14 protein-coding genes, 1 pseudogene and 1 other annotated feature are annotated in these 16728 nt (G+C 50.9%); of the genes and pseudogenes, 12 read left to right on the top strand and 3 right to left on the bottom strand.

Features of this window, described 5'->3' with window-relative positions; all coding sequences use genetic code 11:
* Positions 1-102 precede the first annotated feature (102 nt).
* Together ACZF99_RS12710 and ACZF99_RS12705 are read left to right on the top strand one after the other, a co-directional pair.
* Entirely contained in the window at positions 103-672 is a 570-nt protein-coding gene (locus ACZF99_RS12710; RefSeq protein WP_483612305.1) for a GNAT family N-acetyltransferase, read from the top strand.
* Between the two features lie 94 nt (positions 673-766).
* Positions 767-2329 (top strand): glycine betaine uptake BCCT transporter, encoded by a 1563-nt coding sequence (locus tag ACZF99_RS12705; protein WP_483612303.1) that lies wholly within the window; start codon positions 767-769, stop codon positions 2327-2329.
* A gap of 18 nt (positions 2330-2347) precedes the next feature.
* Here ACZF99_RS12705 and ACZF99_RS12700 read toward each other — a convergent pair whose 3' ends face one another.
* Entirely contained in the window at positions 2348-2998 is a 651-nt protein-coding gene (locus ACZF99_RS12700; protein WP_483612301.1) for an SDR family NAD(P)-dependent oxidoreductase, read from the bottom strand.
* Between the two features lie 158 nt (positions 2999-3156).
* Here ACZF99_RS12700 and ACZF99_RS12695 point away from each other — a divergent pair, with 158 nt between their 5' ends.
* From ACZF99_RS12695 to ACZF99_RS12675, 5 genes are all read left to right on the top strand, one after another.
* On the top strand, positions 3157-3675 hold the full coding sequence (locus ACZF99_RS12695; RefSeq protein ID WP_483612299.1) for a MerR family transcriptional regulator: 519 nt from the start codon (positions 3157-3159) through the stop codon (positions 3673-3675).
* A gap of 87 nt (positions 3676-3762) precedes the next feature.
* Positions 3763-4032, top strand: a complete 270-nt coding sequence (locus ACZF99_RS12690) for an ACT domain-containing protein (protein WP_483612297.1) — start codon at positions 3763-3765, stop codon at positions 4030-4032.
* A 22-nt stretch (positions 4033-4054) separates the two neighbouring features.
* Positions 4055-5410, top strand: a complete 1356-nt coding sequence (locus tag ACZF99_RS12685) for a DUF711 family protein (protein WP_483612697.1) — start codon at positions 4055-4057, stop codon at positions 5408-5410.
* Between the two features lie 18 nt (positions 5411-5428).
* Positions 5429-7387, top strand: a complete 1959-nt coding sequence (locus tag ACZF99_RS12680) for a GTP-binding protein (RefSeq protein ID WP_483612295.1) — start codon at positions 5429-5431, stop codon at positions 7385-7387.
* 214 nt (positions 7388-7601) lie between these two features.
* The gene (locus ACZF99_RS12675) at positions 7602-8411 is read left to right on the top strand and encodes a hypothetical protein (protein WP_483612293.1); all 810 of its coding nucleotides are present in this window, start codon (positions 7602-7604) and stop codon (positions 8409-8411) included.
* 62 nt (positions 8412-8473) lie between these two features.
* Here ACZF99_RS12675 and ACZF99_RS12670 read toward each other — a convergent pair.
* Positions 8474-9805 (bottom strand): annotated as a pseudogene (locus ACZF99_RS12670) (IS4 family transposase).
* 400 nt (positions 9806-10205) lie between these two features.
* On the opposite strand from ACZF99_RS12670, the gene ACZF99_RS12665 reads away from it, so the two are divergent.
* Positions 10206-10775 (top strand): hypothetical protein, encoded by a 570-nt coding sequence (locus ACZF99_RS12665; protein ID WP_483612291.1) that lies wholly within the window; start codon positions 10206-10208, stop codon positions 10773-10775.
* Between the two features lie 66 nt (positions 10776-10841).
* Positions 10842-11073 (top strand) — a binding site (T-box leader).
* 122 nt (positions 11074-11195) lie between these two features.
* Positions 11196-12755, top strand: a complete 1560-nt coding sequence (locus ACZF99_RS12660) for a 2-isopropylmalate synthase (RefSeq protein ID WP_483612290.1) — start codon at positions 11196-11198, stop codon at positions 12753-12755.
* Positions 12756-12822: 67 nt separating this feature from the next.
* Here ACZF99_RS12660 and ACZF99_RS12655 read toward each other — a convergent pair whose 3' ends face one another.
* Positions 12823-13002 (bottom strand): small acid-soluble spore protein H, encoded by a 180-nt coding sequence (locus tag ACZF99_RS12655; protein WP_483612288.1) that lies wholly within the window; start codon positions 13000-13002, stop codon positions 12823-12825.
* Between the two features lie 186 nt (positions 13003-13188).
* Here ACZF99_RS12655 and ACZF99_RS12650 point away from each other — a divergent pair, with 186 nt between their 5' ends.
* The 3 genes from ACZF99_RS12650 to ACZF99_RS12640 all read left to right on the top strand — a co-directional run bounded on the left by ACZF99_RS12650 (position 13189) and on the right by ACZF99_RS12640 (position 16668).
* A complete protein-coding gene (locus tag ACZF99_RS12650) occupies positions 13189-15363 on the top strand; it encodes a 5'-nucleotidase C-terminal domain-containing protein (RefSeq protein WP_483612695.1) in 2175 nt (724 codons plus the stop codon).
* 126 nt (positions 15364-15489) lie between these two features.
* Complete coding sequence (locus ACZF99_RS12645; protein WP_483612286.1) at positions 15490-16269, top strand: class I SAM-dependent methyltransferase; 780 nt, start codon at positions 15490-15492, stop codon at positions 16267-16269.
* Positions 16270-16431: 162 nt separating this feature from the next.
* Positions 16432-16668 carry a hypothetical protein gene (locus tag ACZF99_RS12640; RefSeq protein WP_483612284.1) on the top strand — a complete coding sequence of 79 codons (237 nt, stop codon included), beginning with the start codon at positions 16432-16434 and terminating at the stop codon, positions 16666-16668.
* Positions 16669-16728: the final 60 nt, after the last annotated feature.

The raw sequence follows: 16728 nt of genomic DNA, 5'->3' as shown, positions 1-16728 counted from the left end.
CGGTTTGTTTCGAGAGAAGCCCCTATGGATTTGACTCTTCCTTTCGGTGCGGTCCTTCACCTATAATAGATTTACGTATACTCTAGGAAAGGACCGGTCGTTATGAAATTGTTCCCCCAACTGGAAACGGAGCGGTTTGTACTGAGAAGGCTGACGACGAAAGACGCTGCCGATTTGTTCCATTATTTCTCCAACGACGAAGTGACCAAATATTATGATTTGGATCGTTTCGTGGAGCTCCGGGAAGCCGTGGAGCTGATCCAAAAGTGGAACAGCCGGTATGTGGAGAAGCGGGGCTTTCGCTGGGCGATCACGGTTAAAGCCGAAAGCGACCGGGTTATCGGCACCTGCGGGTTTCACAACTGGTCGAAAGAAAACTATAAAGCCGAGGTCGGATATGAGCTCAACCCGGACTATTGGCGCCAAGGCGTTATGACCGAAGTGCTGCAGGAGATCCTGCGGTTCGGGTTCGAGGATTTGGGGCTGAATCGGATCGAGGCGTATATTGACCCGGACAATATTCGTTCCAGGTATTTGCTGGAGAAGACCGGCTTCCATGAAGAAGGCTATTTGAAGGAAACCTTCTTTGAGAAGAATCAATTCGTTGATGCCGTTCTTTTTGCGCTGCTGAAGAAGCAATACGAAACGAAACGAAACCGGAATTTTCGTTAAAGCAGTTGAATCTTTCCCCCGACGTGCATAATTCCCCAGTCACGGCAAACAATTGTATCAGGTTATAAATTAGACTTGGGCTGGGGGTTTGGGGATGGTATTCATCGTTTCTTTTCTGATCATCCTGTTGTTCGTCCTATGGGGGGCGTTAGCTCCGGAACAACTGGCGGCAACGGCAGATCGGGTATTGGGATTTTCTATTGGAAGTTTCGGCTGGTTCTATTTGATGACCACGCTGGGACTTCTTGTTTTTTCTTTCTATTTGGCTTTTAGCAAGTATGGGCAGATTAAACTGGGGAATGACGACGACGAGCCCGAATATTCGAACGTATCGTGGTTCGCCATGCTGTTTAGCGCCGGAATGGGAATCGGACTCGTCTTTTGGGGCGCCGCAGAACCCTTGTCGCATTATTTGACTCCTCCGGAAGGGGCGGAAGGAGGGACTCCGCAGGCGGCCAGATTGGCGATGCGGTATTCCTTTTTTCACTGGGGACTGCATCCCTGGGGAGTGTATACGCTCATTTCGCTTGCTCTCGCCTATTTCCAATTCCGCAAAGGTTACCGCGGTCTCATAAGCACGACTTTCATCCCTTTATTGGGCGAGAAGACGGTCCAAGGCGTTCTGGGCAAAACGATCGATGTGTTGGCGGTCATCGCCACCGCATTTGGCGTAGCCACTTCGTTAGGATTAGGCACTTTGCAGATCAGCGGAGGGCTGCACCATTTGTTCGGCATTCAAAATACGTTGACGATTCAGGCCTTGATCATTTCAGCGGTAACAGTCTTGTTCTTGCTATCCGCAACAACCGGTCTGGACCGAGGAATCAAGCGGCTCAGCAATTTGAACTTGATCATTGCCATCACTCTCCTGGTATTCGTATGGTTAGTCGGCCCGACTTCCTTTATTTTCGATACGCTTACGGCGACGCTTGGAGACTATTTGCAAAACCTGGTCGTCATGAGCTTACGGATGACACCGTTCACTCAGGGAACCTGGGTGGGCCACTGGACGTTGTTTTATTGGTCGTGGTGGATTGCCTGGGCTCCTTTTGTAGGCACTTTTATTGCTAGGGTGTCGCGCGGAAGAACCATCAAAGAATTCGTGCTTGGGGTGCTCCTGGTTCCCAGCACCTTTGGGTTTATTTGGTTTTCCGTATTCGGAGGCACCGGCCTGAATATGGAGTTATTCAAGCATGCCGGGTTGGCCCAATCTGTGCAGGAAGACGTGACGACCGCTTTGTTCCTCATGTTGGAACAGTTGCCGCTGGGCATGGTGATTGCCACGGTTGCCACTCTCCTAATCATCACTTTTTTCATAACATCCGCGGATTCAGCAACCTTCGTGCTGGGGATGTTGTCGTCCAAAGGGACTTTGAATCCAAGCAATAAGGTGAAATTGACTTGGGGGATCCTGCAGTCGCTAATCGCCTTGATTCTACTGATCAGCGGAGGACTTAGCGGCCTGCAAACCGCTTCAATCGTTGCGGCGCTTCCTTTCGCCGTGATTATGCTGGGGATGTGCGCCTCCTTGCTCAAGGCACTGAACGGAGAAGACAAGGAGCGCAAGCGCAAGGAACGGCAAACCAAGTTGTTCATTGAACGATTGCGGGCTAAAGAGACATCAAACCGTCCGGAACCGGGCGGAACCTCGGGATAATGAAGAAACGCCGCAGGTTTAGCGGCGTTCCCTGAGATACTCGGTTTCATAAACCGTCCGGACCTGGTTCAGCACCGTTTGGGCGTGTTCCCGGAACTTGATCTCCGCGACCTGACCTTTATTCAAATAGACGCCGGTCAGACCGCGAGACTTGCCCAGCGCCCCCGCATACAGTTGCCCTGCCCCATGGGTTGGCGGGGAGAAGAAGAGTTTCATTATCGGCATTAGCCAGAACGGCAGCCCCGAGCGTTTCCCTTTGCGGACGGTTTTCAAGCGTCCCCGGTTCAATAAGGGTTTCAATTCCATCGTGAGAATATAAGGCACGACCGTCATCAGCTCGTAGTGAATCTCGCGGCCTTGCCTTGAATACTCCAATTCCGGGAAGCTGCGGCCGGCGTTGTTGAACAGCACGTCAACTCGATCTTCGTTGGCTTTCATTTGTTCAAGCGCTTGCCGCAAGCTGGCAAAATCGGATAAGTCCGACGTTTTGTAAGTTCTTAGCTGTCCGGTTAGAGCCGCGCTTTGCAGCTTCCGATCGTCCGCCGGCCAGTCGGAACGGTTCAAGCCAATGACTTGCCATCCTTCGTTTAGCAGAATCCGCGTTAACTCCAGCCCGATTCCGGCGTTGGCCCCCGTGATTAAGGTTATATTTTCGCTTACCGTATGCATATTTGTTCCCTCCTGATTGATTTTGCAGACTCCATTCCTGTCTTGAGCCCGATTGTAGATCTTGGAGTCGACTCCAAGTCAAGCCGTTGTTGACTTGGAGCTGACTCCAAGTTATATAATGCAGAAAGAGAATCTACGGAAGAGCAGGAGGAGGAAGCATGGCGATCCAATCCATTCAATCCATTGACGGACCTACCTTTACCATCAAGCAAGCAGCCGAACTAACCGGCATTACCGAGGATACGATCCGATATTATGAGAAAATTGCGCTTCTGCCACGAGCCGAGCGGAAGGAAAATGGCCATCGCGTTTATCGTAAGGAAGCCCTGGAAACGATCAAGCTGGTCAATTGTTTGAAAAAAACCGGAATGCCGCTGGAGGAAATGCGGCCATTCCTGAAAGTGTCCGCCGATGCCGATCCCGGGGAATATCCGGAGCTGGTCGAGCAGATGGTACAACACCGAGCCCACATCGTGGAGCAAATCGCCTCGCTGCAGCAGGTGGTCGATTTTATCGACTTGAAGCTGAAGCAAGGAAGGTATCGTGCCATGGACTGTGAGGTGGAGGGCAGTCAGGGCTTCCGCTCTAACGGCACGAAGGAGAAATCACCAGCAAAGCCCGTATCGCCAGCCGAAAGGCGTTATTTTTCCGCGTCACCGAGTGAAAGCCGTTATTGAAGATTTTTCGTTCTTTTGCCATAATAAGCGGAATAGACGATTCGTCCGTATTGGCGGGGAGTCTTGAACTTAAAGGGGGAAGCTTCGTTGAAGGGGATCATTACCGTACTGGGCAAGGACAAGGTCGGCATTATCGCCAAAGTTTGCACGTACCTGGCCGACAACAACGTCAATATTTTGGATATTTCGCAAACGATCATTCAGGGATATTTCAACATGATGATGATTGTCGATATCTCCGCGCCGGCCAAAACGTTCGAACTGCTTGTGGAGGAACTGCAAGCGCTCGGGCAAACGATCGGCGTGGAAATCAAACTGCAGCACGAGGACATTTTTAATACGATGCACCGGATCTGAGAAGGGGGAGAAGAACACCATGATCTCACGCGTAGAAGTACAAGAAACGAATTCGATGATCCGCGAAATGAACCTCGACGTGCGCACGATTACGATGGGGATCAGTCTGATGGACTGCGCTCATGAGGAGATGAACGTTTTTAACCGGAACATCTACGACAAAATCACCCGCATGGCCGAAAACCTGGTCAAAACGGGCGAGGATTTGGAGAAGCAATTCGGCGTGCCGATCGTCAACAAACGGATTTCGGTGACTCCGATCTCGATCGCCGCGGGCGGACTGAAGACCGATACGTTCGTGCCGGTAGCCGAAGCGCTGGATCGGGCTGCCAAGGAGGTGGGCGTCAATTTTATCGGCGGGTTCTCGGCCCTCGTGCAAAAGGGCTTTACGAACGGCGACCGAGTGTTGATCGACAGTATCCCTGAAGCGCTGGCCGTCACGGACCGGGTCTGCTCCTCGGTCAACGTCGGATCCTCGCGCAGCGGGATCAATATGGATGCCGTAAAACGGATGGGCGACATCATCGTCCGTACCGCCGAGCGGACGGCGGACCGGGGTTCCATCGGCTGCGCCAAGCTGGTCGTGTTCTGCAACGCGGTGGAAGATAACCCGTTCATGGCCGGGGCGTTCCACGGTGTCGGAGAGCAGGAGTGCGTCATTAACGTGGGGGTCAGCGGTCCCGGCGTGGTGAAGCGCGCGCTGGAGGACGTGAAGGGCAAAGACTTCGAGACGTTGTGCGAAACGATTAAGCGAACGGCGTTTAAAGTAACCCGGGTCGGTCAACTCGTTGCGCAGGAAGCTTCCAAGCGGCTCGGTGTTCCGTTCGGCATTATCGACTTGTCGCTTGCCCCGACGCCGGAGATCGGCGATTCGATCGCGGAGATCTTCCAGGTGATGGGCTTGGAAGAAGCGGGAGCGCCGGGAACGACGGCTGCGCTGGCCATCTTGAACGACAACGTGAAAAAAGGCGGCGTCATGGCCTCCTCATACGTCGGCGGCCTGAGCGGCGCGTTCATCCCGGTCAGCGAGGACCACGGGATGATCGAAGCGGTGCAGCGCGGCGCGCTGACGCTGGAGAAGCTGGAAGCGATGACGTGCGTGTGCTCCGTCGGGCTCGATATGATCGCGATTCCCGGCAGCACCAGCGCCGCGACGATTTCCGGCATCATCGCCGACGAATCGGCGATCGGCATGGTCAACAACAAGACGACGGCCGTCCGGATCATTCCGGTCATCGGCAAGGACGTCGGCGAGATCGTGGAATTCGGCGGCTTGCTGGGCTACGCGCCGATTCTGCCGGTCAACGCCTTTAACTGCGCGCCGTTCATCGAGCGGGGCGGTCGCATTCCGGCGCCGATCCACAGCTTTAAGAACTAGGCGGCGGGAGGCGCAGCCATGTATAAAACGATCGGACTGCTGGCGCACGTCGACGCCGGCAAAACGACCTTCGCCGAGGCGCTGCTATATCGCACGCAAACGATTCGCAGCCGGGGGCGGGTCGACCACCGCGACGCCTTTCTTGACAGCCACGAGATTGAGAGGGCGCGCGGCATTACCGTTTTCGCCGATCAGTCGGAAATGAAATACGGGAAATCGACGTATTTCCTGCTGGATACGCCCGGTCATGTCGATTTCTCCGCTGAGATGGAACGGACGCTGCAGGTGCTGGATTACGCCGTCATCATCGTCAGTGCGGTGGAGGGCGTCGAAGGCCACACGGAAACGGTCTGGCAGTTGCTGCGTTCCTACGGGATTCCGACGTTTTTCTTTATCAACAAAACCGACCGCACCGGTGCGGACCCGGACCGGGTTCTGTTGGACATTCGGCGCGAATTGAGCGGCGATGCGCTGGACTTGTCCGGCTGGACGGAACGCGGCCGATTGGACGATACGCAAAAAGCTTGGTTGGCCGAACGGGAGGAAGCGTTGCTTGAGCCGTTTTTGGAGGGAGCCGGGACGGATGAGGAATGGAACGCGCACCTGGTCCGGCTCGTCCAAGACGAGCGGGTATTCCCTTGCTTGCGTGGCTCTGCGCTTCTGGATGAAGGGATCGATACTTTTCTTAACGCGCTGGACCGGTTGATGCCAACCGCGTACGATCCACAGCTTCCGTTTGCCGGCCGCGTCTACAAAATTCGGCATGACGAGCAAGGGACAAGGATTACGTTTATTAAAGCCCTGCAGGGCACGTTAAACGTCCGCGATGAAATCGAGTCGGGACCCGATGGAGACCGGCGTTCGGAGAAAATTACCGGTATCCGCAAATACAATGGCCAGCGTTTCGTTCAAGTGGATCGCGGAAGCGCAGGCGAATTATTTGCAGTGACGGGACTAACCGAAGCTCAATCCGGCGATGCCGTAGGAGCCCTGCACGATTCGATCCGACGGGAGCTCACGCCTGCGCTGCAATCCAAGGTGCGGTTTGCAGCGCCTTTGCACCTGAAGGAAGTGCTGCGCGTCTTTCGGCTGTTGGACGCCGAGGATCCGACCTTGGGGACCCGTTGGGATGAGGCGCTGCAGGAGCTGCACATTCACGTGATGGGCAACATCCAGTTGGAAATTTTGCAGCAGGTGCTGCGGGATCGGTTTCGGATGAATATCGCCTTTGGCCCGCCGGAGATCTTGTACAAGGAAACGATCGCCGCTCCGGTCATTGGCTGCGGACATTTCGAGCCTTTAGGCCATTATGCCGAAGTGCATTTGCGGCTCACGCCGGGGGAACGGGGAAGCGGCGTAACCTTCGTGAACGCCTGTCATGCCGACGATTTGTCCGTTGGCTATCAGAACTTGATCGGCCAGCATGTGCTGGAGCGGGAGCATCACGGCTTGTTGACCGGCTCGCCCCTGACGGATGTCCAGGTGACCCTGCTAACCGGACGGTCGCATCACAAACATACCAGCGGCGGGGATTTCCGCGAAGCCACTTCCCGCGCGCTGCGGCAAGCGCTGGAGCAGGCAGAGAACCTGCTTTTGGAACCGGTGTATCAGTTTAAAATCAAAGTAGGGTTGGATCAACTGGGCAAAGTGATGACCGACATCCAGCAAGCCCACGGCCGATTCAACCCGCCCGAAACGGGGGCTGAGACAGCGGTCATTACCGGCGTTGTCCCAGTAGTCACATTTATGGACTACGCGGTTGAACTCGCCTCCATGACACACGGGAAAGGGGCAATTACGCTAAAATCCGGCGGTTACGAGCCTTGTCATCAAACCGAGACGGTGATCGCCCGGAAGAACTACAATAAGGACGCCGATCCGGCTTATACCTCCTCTTCGATTTTTTGCGCCAAGGGACAGGCGTATTCGGTATCGTGGGAAGAGGCGAGGAGTAATATGCATGCCTCAGTGGATTAGCCCAAATGAATATTAGCTCAAAAATGTTTTAAAACAGTAGGAAAATGATATTTTTGAAATTATAATATAATAAGCTAATTAATGATAATCTATACCAGACGAGATATAATTATGGTAAAAAAAGGTTTACAAAAAATTAAAAATCTTCTAATATATAAAATGGAATATAAACCCGGGTGTATTATTTCCACAATTTTATATTGGAGGGATTTTTGTGAAAAGAAGATTTCTATTATTGATGTCTTTTCTTTTGACCTTGCTTATTATCCCAACATCAGCTTTTGCAGAAGATAACGTATCACTACAAAAACTAAATAATCGAAGTATTGATTTACTTTCTCTTAATAAACTAAATTTTTTGAAGAGTGAAATAGCCGAATTAAAAGATTCAGAGTTCGACAGTTTCGTTGTGAATTATTTGAGAAACAATACTGATCGTGAACAAACAATTGCTAATTTATCGAAATTGGGAGTCACCCTCACTATTAATTCTACTCAAAAAATTCAACCTTTTTTAGTAGAAGCTTATGATTCTGAGATACTTGCATATTCCGCAAAAAGAATTGGAGATTCATATTATAGATTATATGCTGATTATGGGTTTGTTAGTGACACGGAAGATAATCCTGCTTCTTATGATGTTGTAGGAATCTATTGGGATAAAAATGCAGCTAAATACTATAGCTATAATAATTCAAATAGTGATCACAACAGTCTAAGATCCGGTCAGAGAACTGGAGATGGGCTAGCATTGTTTAATGCTTACGATTCCAAAATGTACTTAAATTCTATAAATGACTATTGGGTTGCTGTTTACGTTACACCGACCGCTAGTACTGGAGAAATAGCATTTGGAGCCGATTGGACTCACACCTACGATATAAAATCCACATCATCAACAGGACAAGCGAGTATTAATTTTGGCGGAACAGGTATAGTTGGTGGTTCTATTGGATACTCAGTAACTACGACGACCACTGAGAGAAGCTGGGAGATTGCTGATACAAATGCTATAATTAGGTAATAAATCTTGACTTCTTGTAACAGCGAGTTGATTACGCTCAACTCGCTGTATTTATTAATGACTCAACTTTCGCAGCTCAAATCTCCAAACAAACCCTTGATACAGCTGGGTAAACCGGAGATCCATTCCTGTAGTTGACAAAAAACAGCTGTTTTGTTCTTCTTGATTTTCGCCTGGGACATTTCGAGAAATAAACTTATGAGCTGCTGGAGCGCGGTCTGGTAGTCCAGATCGCGGACCTCGTCGGCAAAGGGAAAGAAGAGTCCTCCCAGTGTTCGGTCATCACTCGATTGACGCCGTTCGTATTCCATTGCCAAATATCGGCTGAACACAATCGTCGTATGGCTAATCAGCCCGTCAAAGGAACGGCCCTTAAACTCAGTTCCCAGTTTCAAATAGCTTTTGGTGACTTTGAAAAAGGTCTCTATACTCCAGCGCATGCCATAGATTCGTACGATTTCAGTTGCATCCAGCGTTACATCGGTACTTAAAATGGCCAGCCACTCCCGTTTTTATTCCGGTTGCGGACAAACACAAGCTTCACGGGCAGACCGCAGGCGGTGTGCACGATGACCGAGCCTTTAATGTCTTTGGCATTCGATGAGGGAAGGCTTTGAAACACCTCGCAGAGTGTCATTCGCTTTCCTTGAACCAGGTAGCGTTGCTTCATTTCTTTCACCATACCAATCACGGGAAGCTCTTTGGCAGCGAGCTCACGGAGCAGTGGAGCTTGCGTAAACCAGCTATCCATAAGCACGTAGTCGGCGGTGAATCCTGCACGTAAGGCTCGTTCCAACAAGGCTACGACAGCATCCGGCTTCCGAGAAAAGGCCTCCATCCGGCGTTTGTAGCCGTTACTGCGTTCGCACAGACGGTTGGCTAATTGGGCTGAAGACAGCATGACAAAGTCAAGTGGAGCAAAGCTAAAGCCGTCTGACCAGCCTAGCGTTAGCATCGTGTAGCCTTTGGTAAATTTGCCTGTGGAGTGGTCAAATACACGTGCCAAAAGTTCCGCTTTTTTTGCTCCGGTTTCGGCTGAGCACGGAATCGTCAATAATGAACACGCGTACTCGGTGCGACGAAATAAGCGATTCGAAATGGTGCACGATGCGAAGACTTATGGCCTGTAAAAAGCGCCGCCACGCCGAAGAAGCCTGATTCAAAAAACGGTAGACAACGTCTTTGCCGGGAAGATCGGCTCCGCGGTCACTTTCCAGAAGACGAAACCAATTCTTTCCTTCGAAAACCAGAGAGAACACGATTTGGAAAATAGCTAGACTCGAAAGACCGAAAGATTTGGAAATACCCGCTTGTCGCAACGATTTTCCGATGTGATGACTGGCAAAAAGGTTGGAAAAGCGAGACTGTTCAGACAGGGAATGTTGTTGTAACATAGAGTTACGCACCTTTCTTGTTGGCATGGTTGGTCGCACTTCCAAGATACCAAACAAGTGAGGTGTTTTTTGTCAAGCGAGTAAATCTATTGAATTTTTCTTACGTACTTAAGGGTTTAGGCTCATTTTCCTGGTGCGAGAGTTGAGTTAATGACTAAAGTCAGCTTAACTATGCGTGCGACTCCGAACTAAGCGTTATATGAATGATACAGTCAACAATGTTTATTGGCTAATTGTATGGTTGCATAATGGTATTTATGCACTCCTAGAAGTGTAGGCAAATCTGACAGAAAGTAATTCCAACTTAGGTAAGCATAGATCAGAAATCAAGGTTTTATAGCTTGCCACTAGGTTAAGGGTAGTAATGCCTAAATCCATATTAGTGATATGAGGAGAGAAGATGTATAAAAAAATTATGATCCCACTGATATTAACCATAATTCTAACTTCATGTGCGAATCAGAATATGAAGGACAATCCTAATTCTGAGGCTTATACCTTGTACAATAGTATTTTCTACCACCAATATTCGAATCAACTTTATCTTTTTTCAGAAATTTTAAATGGCCTAGCACAAGAAGATACTAATCAAGTAGAACTGGCTTATCTTAAAGGTAAAATTGAAGGTTATTCTAAAAATAGTTGGTTTGTTTTTTACTCCATAAATCGCAAGGATAGTCCTTCACTTCAACGCGCAGTCCCTGCAGAACTTCGTTCTACCATGTATGAGTTGATTGAACAATCAAACCATATTTTGAGTTTAGTTAGCCAGAATATGGATGAGGATAAAAAAATGATGGATGCAAGCGATAACCAAAAATTGATTCTGGAAATAATCCAAATATGTGAAGAGTTGAATGTCTCATCAAGTTACATTAAGGATGAAAAAAATATAAATGACTATAAGGAACAATTACAGCTAGCCCTAATCAAGATCAAAGAACTTAAAAGTGAATTGGAAAAGGAATGATGAAGTGAATGGCCTCTGGTTGACAACCCGCCGCCGGGTGCATATAATAACCAATAATTCCATATGCCAAATGTGTTGATTAGAAATAGTAAAGATGACTTGACCTTTCAGAGAGCCGCTGGGTGGTGCGAAGCGGCAGCGTCCGTCATGTTGAACTCGTCTATGAACAGCTGCCTGAAATGTAGGGTAAGCCGGGATTCCGCCGTTACAAGGATAGATGGTGTTGGCCATCGAAAGAGATCATTTCATCATGTGAAATGAATTAGAGTGGTACCGCGGGTTAAACCTCGTCTCTATTGCAGAGACGGGGTTTTTGTGTTGATTAAAGACCGGGTTTAATCAACCCCGCTTCATATAGATCATCACCTGACGTTGATGAACGCTTTTAAAAACAATCACCTACCAGGGAGGAACGCACAGATGGACCGTTACCGCAACATTATCGTATTGGATACAACGTTACGCGATGGGGAGCAAGTTCCCGGCGCCAAATTAAACGTACGGCAAAAGCTGGAGTTCGCCCAGCAACTGAAGCGCCTCCGCGTCGATATTATCGAAGCGGGCTTTCCCGCTTCATCGCAAGGAGACTTTGAGGCGGTGCGGCAAATTGCCCGCAGCGTGGGGGACAGCGTTGGCATTACGGCGTTAGCTCGAGCGGTGAAGGCCGACATCGACGCCGTGTACGAGAGTATACGCGAGGCGGAACAACCGCTGATCCATATCGTGCTCGGGGCCTCCAACGTCCATGTGGAGAAGAAATTCAACCGCTCGCAGGACGCCGTGCTGCAAATGGGCGTCGATGCGGTGAAATATGCCAAAACGCTGCTGCCGCATGTCCAATATTCCACGGAAGACGCCTCGCGGGCGGATTTCGAGTATTTGTGGAAAACGATCGAGGCCGTAATCAAGGCCGGAGCTACGATGATCAACATCCCCGACACGGTCGGTTATGCGGAGCCGGAGGAATTCGGCGAACTGATCCGGCGCATCCAAGAGCGGTTGAAAAACCTTGATGACCACGTCATTCTGAGCGTGCACTGCCACAACGATCTCGGCTTGGCTACGGCAAATACGCTAAGCGCCATCAAAAACGGAGCGGAGAAGATCGAGTGCACGATCAACGGGCTTGGCGAACGGGCTGGAAATGCCTCGCTCGAGGAGGCGGTGATGGCGCTGAAGGTTCGCGAGGCGTTGTACGGCTGCCGCACGAACATCGATACGAAGGAGTTGATTCGCACGTCGCGGCTGCTTACCCATTTGACGGGACTTGACGTGCAGGTGAATAAGGCGATCACCGGCGACAATGCGTTTGCCCACTCCTCCGGCATTCATCAGGACGGATTGCTGAAGGATAAGCAGGTTTACGAGATCATGTCGCCCGAAGAGGTGGGAGCCGAAAGCATGGAGCTGATTCTGACGGCCCGCTCCGGCCGGCACGCCGTCAAACATGCGGTGGAGAAGCTGGGCTTCGATACTTCCGAGGCGGTGGGATTCGAGAGGTTGTTTCAACGCTTCTTGACGTTGGCTGATGCGAAAAAGGAGGTGTACGACCACGACCTTTACTATCTGCTGAGCGAACAGCAGGTGCAAAGCGAATCCGGCCATCCGCTGTTTGAACTGGCCTCGTTCCAGGTCATTACCAACGAGGTTTGCCCTACCGCCACCGCCGTCTTGAAAATCGACGGACAAGAGCGAAAGGGCAGCGCCATCGGCGACGGACCGATCGACGCGTTGTACAGCGTGATCAAGAACTTGACCGGCATCGACGCGAAGCTGACTTCCTATAAGATAGGCAGCATCTCCCACGGGAAAGAAGCGATTGGACGCGTGAATATTCAGCTTGAAGCGGATGGAAAAACTTTTACGGGACGCGCCATGGATACCGATATCATCAAAGCGAGCGGGCAGGCGTTCCTTAACGGGATCAATGCGATGATTTTAGCCGGTATCAATAAGGGTGACATAACAAATATTATGTAAACTAAAAGTTATCGGTCGATGAAAAAGCAGGAGGGATGATCATGACACCATCCCTCCTGCTTGGTTTTTACTGCTCGTTCAGTTGAGATAAAGCAACCTCTTTTTCATTCTCCGGTTGACCCAGCGGATAAATCCGCGCGGTTTCGTTCTTCTCGTCGACGTGTTGAATGTAAATCGGCACACCGTCGCAAATCACGTCGACCATGGAAGGGGAAGCGACGATCTCTTTGGCCCGTTGACTGTTCATAATTAACCTCCTGAAAGAAATGATGATGCTTCTTCCTGCTGATCCTAAAATGCCCGAGTCAACCGGATTTTATTCGTAATGTAAATTTTATTCGCGTATTTGGTTTAAATGATTTACATTCAAATCTCGTCTACTTATATTTAATAGAGTAGTGCATTAAATTGGGCTAGAGGAGGAATGGGATTGATGAAATGGGGAAACAAAGCTTTCGGCAAGCTGCTGGCCATCAGCGCGATCGTGGCCGGACTCGCTTCCGGGGCAGCCGGCCTGCCCGTGAGCGCAGCCGATGCGACGGGCACCAGTGCCAAGGACTTCCAACTGCGCGTCCTGCATACGAATGACACGCACGCGCATCTGGACAACATCGCCCGTAGGGTGACGGCCGTAAACGCGGCCAGAAACGATCACACACTGCTGTTGGATGCGGGCGACGTATTTTCCGGAACGTTGTATTTCAATCAGTTCAGCGGATCAGCGGATTTGTATTTCATGAATGAGCTCAATTATGATGCGATGACGTTCGGCAATCACGAATTCGACAAAGGCCCTGCAACCTTGGCCCAGTTCGTCAAGCAAGCCAAATTTCCGTTTGTCAGCGCCAATCTGGACTTCAGCGCCGATCCTGACCTGAAAACGTTAAGTCATTCCGGGTTGGGCAAGCCCGGCGAGCTGGGACAGATTTACCCCGCCATGATTAAAGATATCGCTGGCGAGAAGGTGGGGATTATCGGCTTGACTACGCCGGAAACCTCCGTGTTGTCTTCGCCTGGACCCGGCGTCAAATTCGAGGACGAAGCCCTAAGCGCGCAGAAGCAGGTCGACGCCCTGGAGGCCGAAGGAGTCAACAAGATCATCGTGTTGTCTCACCTCGGCTATACCGTGGACCGGGAACTGGCCAAGGCTGTCGACGGCATCGATATTATCGTAGGCGGTCACTCCCATACCAAACTGACGGAGCCGGAAGTGCACCATGCGGATCAAGAGCCGACGCTAATCGTACAGACGGGCGAATATAATCAAAATCTCGGCCAACTGGATGTTACGTTTGATTCCACCGGGAAGCTTACCGCTTGGAAAGGCGAGTTGATTGAGCTGGACGCCAAAGATGACGCCGGCAACTTCAAGATCAAGAGCGATGCCGCAGCAGAAGCCAAGCTGAAGGAATACGCAGCCCCGCTGGAGGAGCTGAAGAAGACCGTCGTCGGCAAAGCGGAAGTGGACCTGGATGGCGAGCGTGGCAGCGTCCGCAAACAGGAAACCAACCTGGGTAATCTGATCGCCGATGGCATGCGTTCGAAGGTCATGAGCATCGTAAAGGAATCGGATGTTAAAGGTTATGTCACGATTCAAAACGGGGGCGGCATTCGCGCCTCGATTCAAGCCGGAGACATCACTTTAGGCGATTTGCTGACGACGATGCCGTTCGGCAACAATTTGACGGCGCTGAAGATGACCGGAGCCGAAATTACGGCCGCGCTGGAAAACGGCGTGAGCGGCGTCGAAAATGGAGAGGGGCGGTTCCCGCAAGTTTCGGGCCTGCGCTTCTATTACGACTCGACGAAACCGGGCGAACTCATCGATGACGTTACCGGCGAGAAAACGCAAAACGGTCAACGCATCGTTAAAGTCCAAATTCAAAACGAAGACGGCACATATGCCGATATCGATCCCAAAGCTTATTACATCGTAGCCACCAATTCGTTTATGGCGACAGGCGGGGATTTCTACGCTTCGATGAAGCAGGCGAAGGACGACGGTCGGTTCTACGAACTAAATCTTGTCGATTATGAAGTGTTCCGCGAATATCTCGATAAAGTAGGAACCGTAAAGTCCGCCGCTCAAGGCCGGATTACGGATCTGAAAGGTGCCGCGCTTCCGGCCGAAGCCGGCGGAGCAGCGCCCGCGGATCAAGACTCCGCCCCGGATACGGGTTCGGCCGCATTTAGCGACATCTCCTCCGATCCGAACGCAGCCTTAATTGGAGAAGCGGCTGCGGCCGGCATCGTGCAAGGATATGGCGACGGTACGTTCCGTCCTCAAGCTGAAGTAACGCGTGCTGAATTTGCGGTCCTGGTCAGCCGAGCCTTCAATGTGCCCGCCACTTCCGCAGCGACCGACTTTGCCGATGAAACCGACATACCGTCTTGGGCGCTGCCGGCGGTCAAAGCGTTGAAGGCAGCCGGGGCTCTCGAGGCGCTCGCCGATCAAACGTTCCAGCCGAAGAGTACGCTTAGCGCCAAAGAGGCCGCCGCGGTGATTGCGGCGGCGTCCGGCCAAGAAGTTCATCTGGCCGGCCTTGCTGCCGAAACCAAGGTTACGCGCAGCGACCTTGTACTGCTGGTAATGGCCGCTCAAAATTAAGCGGCATACAGGAGCTGTCCCAACCGGACAGCTCCTTTTTTCGATTTCGCAGTGGATATTGTCCTTGCATCGCAACCCATTGTTACCTATAATCTTTTCTAATTTCATTTCAGGAGGTCGTGCAAATTGAAGGAGATCGAACAATGGTATGATACGGAGTACGACGAATGGGAGCGGCTGGAAAGGCATAAAATCGAGTTCGACATCACCCGGCGCTACCTGGACGAGTACGTGACCGGCGAAAATTTGCGGATCTTCGACATTGGAGGAGGCCCCGGAAGATACGCCATTTATTTGACTGAAAAAGGACACCAAGTAACGCTGCTGGATTTATCGAAACGCCATCTTGAGGTTGCCCGAATCAAAGCGGAGGAAAGAGGGATTTCTCTATCGGGCTACATTCATGGAAATGCCCTGGACTTAAGCGGGATCACGCAAACGTTCGATGTTATTTTGCTTATGGGTCCGCTGTATCATTTGGTTAGAGAAGCCGATCGAAAAACGGCGGTGGAGGAAGCGCTGAAATGTCTGAAGCCGGGCGGCCTTCTCGTCGCCTCGTTTATTTCGAATTATGCGCCGCTTCAAGATTATTTAGCCCGACTGCTGCCGGTAGAATCGGTGGATCAGTTGCTCGGGTATTTAACCCATGGCGAGAACCAAACTTCGGAAGGTTTTACAACCGCCTATTTCATCGACCACCGGGAGGCCAGAAGTTTAATGGCAGGCTTTGGCTTGACGGAGTTGACTTTTGCGGGAGTTGAAAATGTATTAGGGAGCAAAGAAAACGAAATCAACCGGTTAAGCGATATCGAATATAAAAAGTGGCTCGAAATCGGTTACCGCTTGAGCCGGGATGCAAACGTGATGGGGACCAGCCAGCATTTTTTATATATCGGACGGAAATAGGGCGAACCTTTCTTTAGCAATGGAAGACGTCTTCGAATAAGGTAATGAGAAAGCGGGATTACGCATATGCACTAACGATAGGAAGGAGGGAATAACCATGCTTCAAAAGTATCGCGTACTCCTAAAAATCTCGATATTCATTATGATGCTATCGTTAGCGGCATGCTCAGGAGGGGAACCGTATCCGATTATAGCGGCGAGCTTGTCGAGCATCCCTTGGGCTCTGCCGAAATCTATCTTCAAGTCTCGGGCGCGGACGGGATTCGCGATTATATCGTGTGGCAGACGGAAAGCGGTGATGTGTTCCTGTTCCGCCTTCGCAATCCCAAAGGCGAGGAAGCTTCGGACTTTGCCGGCCCGGTCCTCGTATCGTTATCTACAGTTCTAAGCGATACGTAAATGAGCGCTATGAGCAATATATGTGCGTAAAAGTCGCGTAACTGCGGCTTTTTTTTTATG

It is taken from the genome of Paenibacillus sp. JL3B1040 (assembly GCF_057063165.1).
Note: the sequence above shows the minus strand (reverse complement) of the source record. Positions and strands in the feature narration are given on the sequence as shown.